This window comes from Gammaproteobacteria bacterium (assembly GCA_016765075.1).
In the GTDB taxonomy this organism is placed as follows: domain Bacteria; phylum Pseudomonadota; class Gammaproteobacteria.
Genome location: JAESQP010000053.1, coordinates 1 through 10,036, shown reverse-complemented (window position 1 = coordinate 10,036; position 10,036 = coordinate 1). Strand labels below are relative to the sequence as shown.

Sequence of the window (10,036 nt, the reverse complement as noted above, 5' to 3'; positions counted from 1 at the left end):
GGTTGTCACATGCCAGACGGTATGGGCTGTGACGCTTTCGGCACCCCGCGTTTGGCTGGCCAAATTTTCCAGTTTATTGCCAAGCAGTTGGATGACTACGCCACGGATAAGCGTGAAGATACCGTGATGTTTATTATGAATGCCAACGCTAAGGGTTTAACCCCGCAGGAACGTCTTGATGTCGCGGCTTTATTAGTGAATGGCCAGATGACAGTAAAACGGCTGAGGACTGGCCACATAACAGGGAAACGGTTGATGCATCTGTTTCTGATCTAGCTGAATTGAAGGCGAATGGTGTTGAGGTGGGTGAAACCTATCTTGGCAAGGCGATCGTTAACCACGGCATTCCTGAGAAAACCGTTGCTGCTTGCCGTTCTTGCCACGATTATAATGGCCGTGGTGTCGAGCCTATGTTTCCGGCGATTGGCCAACAGAAATACACCTATATTGTTGCCCAGATGAAGCAATGGCGTGATGGGTCACGCACCAATGATACGCAGGCAATAATGCGTAATGTTGCCAAGAATATGTCTGATGAGGATATCAATAACGTTGCTGCATATTTGAGCTCTAAAGAAGCCTCACCTTACAGCATGGGTAACTCTCGCTTGCCGCAGCGTCACGTGCCTTACCACTAGTTTTAGCGTGTGATGTGCCGCGCCATGGTATGACGCGGATTTGAACTATACAAAGGGTGGCTTGTCCACCCTTTGTTTTTATCTGGAATAATTACGGGGTTTTTTATGGCTGCGAAGTCAGGATTAAAGCGTGGCGAAAAGATCTTATTTGGCATTTCTGGGGTGTTCATAGTCGTGGCGCTGGTGGGTTATGTTGCGCTGGAAGGCTATCGTTTAACGACGAAGAAGCAGATTTTTTCAAATCTCACTAGCTTTGATTTGTCAAAAGAAGGCAATGCAGGGCATTTAATTTTCAAGCAAAACCGTTGTTCGTCTTGCCATCGTGCTTTTTTAACTGGCACCAGTATGGGTGGCCAGACCACGCTCGATGGCATTGGCTCGCGTCGCAGCCAGGCCTGGATCAGAAGTTTTCTCGGTAACCCAGAGCCGGTATACAAGGAGACCTATCATGCAGCCACTTTTGACCATGGTTTGGGCAAAGAAGCTGCATATGTTGCCGAGCTGACGCCGCAACAGCATGACTTGATGGCAACGTTCTTGTCGCAACTGCGTTCTCAGCGTGGCGCCTCGACTGCGCCGCAGCCACCTGACGGGCATTCACCGTTTATCGAAAGCATGCTGAGTATCTGGGCGCCCGACAGTTGGAAAGAGAAGTATCAAGATGTGCGTACCAAGGATTTTTCACAAGACCCGACTTTTCCTGAAAGCCTAGTCGAAAAACCGGCAGCACAGGAGTGAGCACCACAAATAATCCGTCATGGGAAACTGACGTTGAGTACACGCGTTATACGCTGTGGTTTCTTTATGCCTGCATTATTTACAGCATTATCGGCTTTTCCTGGGGCGCGTTGATGGGCGGTATTGCCGAGTTTCGCCACTTTGTTGATCATCGCCCTCATGGCCAGCTTATTGTCCGCGCGCATACGCATATTAATTTACTGGGCTGGGTAGAGATGGCGATTTTTGCCTCGGTGTATTATTTTGTGCCGCGTTTAGTCAAGCGCCCCATTTTTAGTTTAAAGCTGGTCAAGGTGCACTTTTGGGTTCATAACACTGGCCTCATCGGTATGGTGTGTTTGTTTACCATTGCTGGTATTCTCGGCGGTACGGCCAGTCTCAGTTTGCCGCCCGATGAGGTGGAAGCGATCATCAGCCCCTGGTTGGCAGCAATGGGACTCTTCGGCAGTACGGTGCTGTTGGCCAACTGTATTTGGGGCTACAATATTTTTCGTAGTTGTGTTGGTTGGGAAAAAGACGTTGCTAACACAGCACAGTGACATAGGTCAATTTGAGATGAAACGATATACAGCAATATTTATGGTTATCACGATGGTAATGCTTTTGGCTGCCTGCGACATTAACCCTGGGCAGTTAAAGGTGGGTGAGCTGGCGCCTTCGCTTAAAACCAAGACCTTGGCCGATGTGCGCGGTGATTTTAGCCGTATTACGACGTACCGGCATCCTGATGCGCGTATGTATCAATTATCGCTTGATGAGGCATTAACGAAGAACAAGCCGATTTTACTAGAATTTGCCACGCCTGGGCATTGCACCGTATGCGACAAGCAGTTACAGATGCTAAAAGCGATGGTGAATAAATACGGTGATGACGTGTTGTTTTTGCATATGGATCAATACATGAACCCCGAAGCGTTTACTGCTTTTGGTGTGCTGGGCGACCCATGGACTTTCGTCATTGGTGCTGATCAGGAAGTTAAATTCAGGCGCCCTGGCCGTATGCTTTATGGTGAAATGGACGCTTTGTTGACAGAGACATTGGCCGACGCAGGATAGCTCTATGGCGAACAGTGATTACAGGCTGACGCCTGATCGCCGTGGTGCAGCATGGGATGCCTTATTGTATTTGCCGGTGGTTATTCTGCTTGGCGCCTATTCGCTAGTGCTATGGCATCAGAACAATCAAGTGATCGCCTACTTGCTGATGTTTCTCGCCAGTTTTATGGCGTTTATTGGTGGCAACCGAATCCTTTCTGGTCGGCTTATGCTGTTGCCGAGCGCGCCAGTTGCGATAAGTGTTAGCAAACAGCATGTCACGGTTAAATTACGTAATGATGAGCAGGTTGCGCTGGCGAAAGAGGTACGTTTTTTTTCCGATTACGCTGGTAAGTCATTTGGTTTGACCGGGGTCGATATGTCTGGCAAGAAGCGTCAATACGTCTTCCATCGCGGCCAGTTTGAGTCTCTGGCTGTTTACGAAGATGCGCTAGCCAGTCTTCGCATCTATAAATAATCGGTCTGAGGGCTTCTCAGCCTTGTTCTTGGCGATGTTTTTTGACGTCGTAGACCATGAAGCCGATAATGAGTGTCATCAGCCCACATACCACAGCGATAACAATGTATTCGGTTGTTTCGCTAACCAGCCCACCGATCAACATGTGTACTGAATAGCCACTTATGAATAAACTGCTAGCAATAACGATGAGATAGAGAATAATTTCTTTTAGAGATATCCAGTTTTGCCAGTTTTTATGAGCCATTGCGTATCACTAATTGATTGAATTATTTATATTTTAAACGAATTTGTTGTTATAAAAGTATTTATTCATTTTGTGTTCAAGGCGCATCAAGACTTGACTCAAAAGAGCCATTATGTGAATATTCCCCCGACTTTTTGTAGGGTAAGCCTGAGCGTTCGGCTTGCCTCTTTGTGAACCATACTGAATACGCCAAGGCAAGCAATTGCGCGTGGCATGAAAATGAGGAGTTAATATGGACAATTTAGTGCCATATTCGAAAACTTTTTGGGTGAGTCTGGTGGCGGGTGTTACCACCGGCATGGGCAATGGCAGCGTCTTTGGTGCCGCTATGATGTGCGCTTTGGGTCGCGGTCGTTTTGACGACTGGGGCGGTTGGGGTTCCTCAGTTTATGATCCAACCACTTTTATGGGTTTCATGATGTGGTGTATGCTCGTGTTTGGTTTTGCTTTTATGGCCATCATGATGGTTGCCGTTTCACGCCATGGCGTGTTGGAAGCGCGAGCACGTGCTGCCACCTAGGCGCGACACTTGCTGAATAGAGGAATAAATAGTAATGATGACTGTTATTGCAACGGTATTTTGTATTGTGCTGGCTTTCTCAAGCATGTGGTTCGCGTGGTATTTGATGATGCCAGGTAAACATTAGGCCGCGCTTAGTTCAAATAAAGCGGTCGAAAGCAGCACCATTTTTGGGTAATAATTTTTAATATTAAGTTTACGTTTTAAACGGAGTACAGGTTTCATGTTCAAGTATCTCTTTGCCAAGAACGAAGATATTCCCGCAGGTTCTGCGGCTGTCTTTTTTGGGTTTTCGTCCATTATTTGGTTCATAATTGGCACAGGGCTAGGTTCTTTCAATGCGGCGAAACTTGCTTTCCCTGATTTTGTTACCGGTAGCTACATGTTTGCTTTTGGTCATATGCGCCAAGTTCACGTTATGGCCGTTATTTTCGGCTGGATTTCGATGGCATTTGCGATGGCCTTTATGTACATCACGCCAGCGTTAGGTAATACCAAGCTCTGGTCTGAAAAGCTGGGTGTTTGGACTTGTTTTAATTGGAATCTTAGTCTTTCTATTGCTTTGTGTCTGATGTGGGTCGGTGTCACTTCAGGCCGTGAATACACTGATTTTCCATGGCCGATTGATTTGATTCTCCTGTTTGCAGTGTTGTTGCCGCTGGGGATGAACGTCTGGATGACCATTATAAATCGTAAGACGCAGGGTATTTACACCACTAACTGGTTTTTTGGTTCGGCTATATTCATGCTGCTGATTGTGGTGCTTGTTGGCAACCTGCCAGAGTATTTCTCTCTCACCGGTTTAACCGAAGCCTATTTGACTTGGTGGCACGCGCATAACATTCTTGGTTTGTGGATTACCCCAGTGGCGGCGGCGATTGCCTATTACACCGTACCGAAAATTACCGGTAACCCACTGTACTCTCATCGTATTGGCCACTTGCATTTCTGGTCAGTGGTGGTGTTCTACTCAACACCAGCGGCTCACCATTTGATGTCATCACCATTGCCTGAATGGTTGAAATCTTTCGCCTCAGTTGAAGGCGTATTAATTCTGGTGCCAGCGATTGCATTTGTGTCTAACTTGTTACTTACTATGACCGGCAAATGGCATTACTTTGTTGATAACATCGAAATTCGCTTCACCATTTCGGGTGTTATGTTGGCAATTCCATTGAATATGCAGGGGGGGTTCCAGCAGACGCGAGCGATTAACTGGTATGTTCATGGTACCGGCTGGATCGTTGCCCATGCTCACTTGGCCTTGTTGGGTTTCTCAACCTTCCTTGAGGCAGCTGCGGTGTACTATGGTTTGCAGACGATTCTACGTCGCAAGTTGTACTCATTAGCATTGGCTAACTTTCATTTCTGGTTCTTGCTGATTGGTTTTGCTACCTACTGGATCTCGATTACTATTGCCGGTTTGATTCAGGGTGCTGCCAAGATCTACGAAGTGCCGTATATCGATGTGGTGATTGCAGAGCATCCCTATATGATTGCGCGTTGGGTTGGCGGTACTATGGTATTCACTGGTAACGTTGTCTGGCTCTACAATATGTGGATGACAGCGCGTGCTGGCACGCCAGTACCAGTAGGGCGCTTGCCACATGAAATCGCTTACGAACGTTAATCGCTGCTCGTATCAGTCATAACGAATAGCGTTAAGCTTTAGCGGAGTAAAGAAGAATGGCTTTTAGAGAATATAAAATTGGTACCCGCATGTTTGGTATCGCCCTGGGTGGCTCAATGCTGATCACCCTCTATATGCCCAGCCTGACGATCTATAGTGTGGGCGTAACGGAAACCGGTCTGGTCAAAGGTTTGTCCTATGGCCATAACTCCGGCTTTTCTTACGCAGACCCTTGGTTGCAGGGTAAAGGTAAACCATTGACGATTACGATCAAAAAAGACCCAGTCAGCGGCGCGGATATTGATCCAGTGAGTGCTTATGTCTATGCGGCAGGCACACCTTTCCCTAGCGCGATTCGTAACCCGAATATTTTGGGTGCAGCAGTTCAAGCCTTGAGCGCAGAAGAGGGTCGGGTTGGCGATGCTGTTGAGTCCGAAGGCGCTGTATTTTTGGTGTCACGTGGTGACTATGAAGGTGAAACATTTTCTTACATTGAAAATGTCAGTGCAACACGTAACTGGAGTGCTGAGTCAGTGTTGACAGCTGCCACTGACAGCGACAAGCATCATGTTGGTAGTGGTAAAACGATGTTTGTGCGCGAAGGTTGCTGGTGGTGTCACACACTGTTGCCTGAGCAGACCCAGGATTGGCAGTACTTTGGTTTGCCACCACGTTTGGGTGACTTTAACGGTGAAGCGCCAACTGCATTTGGTTCAGACCGTAAAGGGCCTGATCTCTTGCATGTCGGTTCACGTAACTCATCAAAAGAATGGATGATGATGCACTTCTTTAATCCAAGGCTGGTTCAGCCGCATTCCATCATGCCTCGCTTCGACTACCTTTGGGGTAAAGTCGATGTCGATGGCAATGACATCGACTACGATCAATGGCGCGCAGATTACAATGACTATGTTGATGGTGAGAGCTTTTATCCACCAATCGTTCCGGATTATGCGCCGAATAGCGAAATCCGTTATCTTATGGACTTTATCTTGAGTTTGAAATAATTAAGTTTTCCGCAATTTAAGTTCCTATTGGAGGAATAGCCTCATGGCTTGGAAATACGATAAACCGCTCCATACGATGGCGAGCGATGACCAGAACGAACATGCTAAGCACGTTTGGGAGCATGAAAGCTTGGGCGGTATTATGGAAGATAATAAGCGCTTGCCAGAAGCTGTTGTATGGTTGTTGGTTCTCACCATTATCACCGCGTTTTTGGTGACTGCTCCATTATGGGGTCAGCGTCCGATGGCGATTATTTATGAAGAATATATCGCGCTTATGGATACACCCGAAGTGGCGGCATTGGCTGATGACGAAGCCAAGATGGATTATATTGTTGATACAGTGAGGTCGCAAGGCTCTGATTGGGCTGGCCATCAAGACCGACATCCAGTGACGATGAATGACCTGCGTTTGATTAAAGACCAGATCATTGAATTGCAGCGTGTGAATGCTGACATGGATTACTACACCGTTGTGGGTCAAGATGTTGCCTTAGCGAATTTTGAAGGTGAATTTCGTGATGATGGCGTTAAAATTCGTGTCCAGCCATCATGGGATTTGGGTTATACCATCGATGTTTTCTATGTGATCTATTTTTGTATAGCGGTGACTATCGTGGTTAAACGTTTACCACCCTCTGATTGGGAACCCGATCATTCAATTGGCCACTAATTTACTTTGCAGGTGATGAAATGTTAGAGATTGATAACCCACCATTAATACTGTTGATACCGATTTTAGTTGTGTTTGTTGCGCCTTATATTTATAGCTTTTTTATTGATAATTTTGATAAGTCGGATAAAGAAAAGCAAGACAAATAGCAGGCTATTTCTTGGTCTGCTGGATGATAAAAATGCCGCTCACCTGTCAGACAGGGGGCGGCATTTTTCTTCAAAAATATTAAACCTTTTCCTACCTAATGTGGTCTATTAGTATGTTAGCGTTCGTAGGCCACGATGAATAATAGCGACCAGCAAGCTATTGTGCTCTCCGATGAGGATCTAGACCGATTCACCATCGAGGGCATGAAGTCCCAAGAATACAGTATTGGCATATTTTTCTTTATGATGGCCGGCATTGTTTTATTTGCTGTGATAGTTTACAAATTTGCGCGTGATGCAAAAAAAGAAAGTATGCGCCGTGGTGAAAGTATGCGCCGTGGTGAAATTATACTGTTTGCCTGGTTGGTATTTGGTTTGGTTTGCGCTGTGGTGTACGGTGCGGCACAATTACTTTTTGGCCAGCTTATCTAGGAGAGTCCGATGACCGAATTTATGCAATCCCTGCCTGATGGCTGGACAATTTACCTTTGGATGGTTGCAGCGGGCGGTATTATCATTGCTGCAATTATTGGTCTTCGCTGGGCTTATAAGAATGAACAGTTTGATGAAGATATTAAATATCTTGTGTTTGATGAACATGACAAACCTAAGATGAGTCCAGAAGAGTTTGCCAAGTCACAAGAAGTTAATGCAGCGCAAGAAAAGCGTCGCACGGAAGTACTTGCAGAAAAAGCAGCGCTACGCAAGGCTGAGCAAGGTAGCTAGCAGCTAATGCGTCTCGGTGAAAAATGGATATTGGGTGGCATGGCGGTGCTTATCATCGGCTTGATGGTGCGCAATTACTTTGGCTATGCTGCCTTACCCAGCCAGGAAAAATCGATCCCCTTTTACAGCACCGCTTCAAAAGAGCTTACTCGTGCTGGCGATAAAATTTATAAAGCGCAAAACTGTAAAAAATGCCATGCGCTATGGACGCTGAAAAATCTTATGGCGACTGTTCCTGCGCCTATGTTGGATGGAATGGGTTCGCTGCGTTCTGAACAATGGTTGTTTGACTATTTTTCGTCAGAAAACCCGCAAGCTATACTTAAAGGTCGTTTGAAAGCGGAATGGAGCATGCCGTCGTACGCTCACCTGACAGAGCAAGATAGGCGAACCTTGGCCGCCTACATAGCAAGTTTGAAAGTCGAAGACTGGTATCTTGAAGACCTTAAAAAGCTAGAATATAAAAAATTAACGGGCAATGAATGGCCCGGCCCAGGCGCCGATTTAGATGCCGGCTCAGATAATGGTAATCAGCAATAAATTAGAAACCCTGAAATGGGCCTTGTTTGCGATTCTAAGTGGCTCCGCGGTAATGTATGCGCTAAACCAATTGCTCGGTGTGCGCATGGAGCTGTTTGGTGATTTGACCTCTTATTTCCATCCCAGCCTGTTTATTGGGCTAGTTTTAACACCCTTTATTGCAGGGGTGATTGTTTCTCTTATTTATGGTCTCGGCGGTAAAGTACTGTGCTATTTTCCCGCACTGATCGTTTATTTGTCGCAGTACTTTATCACCTTAATGGACAGGACGGCGGTACCTGATGATATGCGCCTACTCCCTCTGGGTTATATGGGTTTTATTATTATCGTTGCGATTGAAGCGGCAGCGGTGGGTGGCATACTTGGTGAGCTATGGGTCAAAAAAACCTATGGCCGCATGCCGCGCCATGTGGTTTACAAAGACCCGCCTAAAGATAGGCCTGACGAACCTAAATCAGGTTAGCAAGTATGCAGGCAAACAACCATCGACCTGAAATGAGCGAGGCCGAACGGGATAAGCGTAAAAGCTATCTCGCTGCGACTTTAGTTACCTGCGTAGCTGCGGCAACTGTTTTTGCGTTTTATCATATAGTCCAGTTAGGCGGTAGTCGTATCGAGCAAATGCGCGCCAATGCCACTTATGATGTGTCGGAGATGGCGTCGCGTATTCGTGCAGCGGGTGAAGACATTACTCGCCATCGCGAGAATGAAGCGTTAAATACAGTCGCTACCACGTACAGCATTGATCAAGCCGAGCAATTGCTGAAAGACGATATGTGGCTAGAACTGGGTGCGTGGGTAACAATACCCGCAGGTGAATTTATTATGGGTACTGATCGCAAGCTGGCGAACGATCAAGATAAGCCCGAACACAGGCCGTCGCTTGCTGCTTATGAAATTAGAAAATATCCTGTGACCAATGCGGAATACGCGCGTTTTGTCGCCGATGCCGAGTATCGCCCCCCCTTGCATTGGGGCAATGGCCGCATGAATCCAGGTGATTTGTTGGCTCCGGTGACTATGGTTTCCTGGTATGACGCCGCAGCATATTGCGATTGGGTTGACGCCAGGTTGCCACGTGAGATGGAATGGGAAAAAGCAGCGCGTGGAGAGGATGGTCGACGTTGGCCGTGGGGTAATATTATGGATTCAGACAACCTCAATACCTATTACAACGTAGGTTCGGCGACCGATGTCACACGTTATGCAGCGGGAGCAAGCCCTTATGGTGTATTTGATATGGCCGGTAATGTCAGTGAGTGGACGGCAGATGAATTCAAAGCCTATCAAGGTAGTGCTGCGTCGGCAGAGTTGTTTATACCTAAGGTAGGCAAAGCAACGACATCGTTAGATAGGTCCCTCAAGGTGGTGGATCTGATTGAGGTCGAAGCAACCTATGTTGTTATGCGTGGCGGCTCATTTAAGAGTGATCCGTTTGCTACCGCGTCTTATCACCGCAATTACTCGTTTCCACACTATGCCTCAGATTTTTACGGCTTTCGCTGTAGTAAAGATGTCGCAGCTAAATCAGGTTAATTATGTCCCATTTTAAATACGCCTACTTATTGCTATTGCTGTTACCAGTATCGGCACAAGCAGGTCTTGATAGTTATAGTTTTCTTCATGTCACGATTGAAACGCCTTGGACAATTTTC

16 protein-coding genes are annotated in these 10,036 nt (G+C 46.6%); 15 read left to right on the top strand and 1 reads right to left on the bottom strand.

Annotation, left to right across the window (positions count from 1 at the left end):
• The 6 genes from JKY90_03175 to JKY90_03150 form a co-directional block, all read left to right on the top strand.
• On the top strand, positions 1 to 276 hold a 276-nt coding region (locus tag JKY90_03175), incomplete at its 5' end, for a hypothetical protein (GenBank protein ID MBL4851270.1).
• 5 nt (positions 277 to 281) lie between these two features.
• On the top strand, positions 282 to 638 hold the full coding sequence (locus JKY90_03170; protein ID MBL4851269.1) for a c-type cytochrome: 357 nt from the start codon (positions 282 to 284) through the stop codon (positions 636 to 638).
• Positions 639 to 743: 105 nt separating this feature from the next.
• Positions 744 to 1,376 carry a cytochrome c gene (locus tag JKY90_03165; protein ID MBL4851268.1) on the top strand — a complete coding sequence of 211 codons (633 nt, stop codon included), beginning with the start codon at positions 744 to 746 and terminating at the stop codon, positions 1,374 to 1,376.
• On the top strand, positions 1,373 to 1,915 hold the full coding sequence (locus JKY90_03160; protein MBL4851267.1) for a cbb3-type cytochrome c oxidase subunit I: 543 nt from the start codon (positions 1,373 to 1,375) through the stop codon (positions 1,913 to 1,915). The genes JKY90_03165 and JKY90_03160 overlap by 4 nt, the downstream gene beginning before the upstream one ends.
• Before the next feature lie 16 nt (positions 1,916 to 1,931).
• Positions 1,932 to 2,432 carry a thioredoxin family protein gene (locus tag JKY90_03155; GenBank protein ID MBL4851266.1) on the top strand — a complete coding sequence of 167 codons (501 nt, stop codon included), beginning with the start codon at positions 1,932 to 1,934 and terminating at the stop codon, positions 2,430 to 2,432.
• A gap of 4 nt (positions 2,433 to 2,436) precedes the next feature.
• Positions 2,437 to 2,889 carry a hypothetical protein gene (locus tag JKY90_03150; GenBank protein ID MBL4851265.1) on the top strand — a complete coding sequence of 151 codons (453 nt, stop codon included), beginning with the start codon at positions 2,437 to 2,439 and terminating at the stop codon, positions 2,887 to 2,889.
• 16 nt (positions 2,890 to 2,905) lie between these two features.
• On the opposite strand, the gene JKY90_03145 is transcribed toward JKY90_03150, so the two are convergent.
• On the bottom strand, positions 2,906 to 3,136 hold the full coding sequence (locus JKY90_03145) for a hypothetical protein (GenBank protein ID MBL4851264.1): 231 nt from the start codon (positions 3,134 to 3,136) through the stop codon (positions 2,906 to 2,908).
• Positions 3,137 to 3,368: 232 nt separating this feature from the next.
• Between JKY90_03145 and JKY90_03140 the strand changes: the two genes are divergently transcribed.
• The 9 genes from JKY90_03140 to JKY90_03100 all read left to right on the top strand — a co-directional run bounded on the left by JKY90_03140 (position 3,369) and on the right by JKY90_03100 (position 9,917).
• Entirely contained in the window at positions 3,369 to 3,656 is a 288-nt protein-coding gene (locus JKY90_03140) for a hypothetical protein (GenBank protein MBL4851263.1), read from the top strand.
• A gap of 223 nt (positions 3,657 to 3,879) precedes the next feature.
• Positions 3,880 to 5,286 (top strand): cbb3-type cytochrome c oxidase subunit I, encoded by a 1,407-nt coding sequence (locus JKY90_03135; protein MBL4851262.1) that lies wholly within the window; start codon positions 3,880 to 3,882, stop codon positions 5,284 to 5,286.
• Between the two features lie 56 nt (positions 5,287 to 5,342).
• On the top strand, positions 5,343 to 6,293 hold the full coding sequence (locus JKY90_03130; protein MBL4851261.1) for a cbb3-type cytochrome c oxidase subunit II: 951 nt from the start codon (positions 5,343 to 5,345) through the stop codon (positions 6,291 to 6,293).
• Positions 6,294 to 6,336: 43 nt separating this feature from the next.
• On the top strand, positions 6,337 to 6,966 hold the full coding sequence (locus tag JKY90_03125) for a hypothetical protein (protein ID MBL4851260.1): 630 nt from the start codon (positions 6,337 to 6,339) through the stop codon (positions 6,964 to 6,966).
• A gap of 284 nt (positions 6,967 to 7,250) precedes the next feature.
• Positions 7,251 to 7,547 (top strand): hypothetical protein, encoded by a 297-nt coding sequence (locus JKY90_03120; protein ID MBL4851259.1) that lies wholly within the window; start codon positions 7,251 to 7,253, stop codon positions 7,545 to 7,547.
• Between the two features lie 9 nt (positions 7,548 to 7,556).
• Positions 7,557 to 7,841, top strand: coding sequence for a hypothetical protein (locus JKY90_03115; GenBank protein ID MBL4851258.1), 285 nt, complete (start codon positions 7,557 to 7,559; stop codon positions 7,839 to 7,841).
• Positions 7,842 to 7,847: 6 nt separating this feature from the next.
• Positions 7,848 to 8,381, top strand: coding sequence for a cytochrome c (locus JKY90_03110; GenBank protein ID MBL4851257.1), 534 nt, complete (start codon positions 7,848 to 7,850; stop codon positions 8,379 to 8,381).
• Positions 8,365 to 8,844 carry a hypothetical protein gene (locus JKY90_03105; protein ID MBL4851256.1) on the top strand — a complete coding sequence of 160 codons (480 nt, stop codon included), beginning with the start codon at positions 8,365 to 8,367 and terminating at the stop codon, positions 8,842 to 8,844. Before JKY90_03110 ends, JKY90_03105 begins: the two co-directional genes overlap by 17 nt.
• Positions 8,845 to 8,849: 5 nt before the next feature.
• The gene (locus JKY90_03100) at positions 8,850 to 9,917 is read left to right on the top strand and encodes an SUMF1/EgtB/PvdO family nonheme iron enzyme (protein MBL4851255.1); all 1,068 of its coding nucleotides are present in this window, start codon (positions 8,850 to 8,852) and stop codon (positions 9,915 to 9,917) included.
• Positions 9,918 to 10,036: the final 119 nt, after the last annotated feature.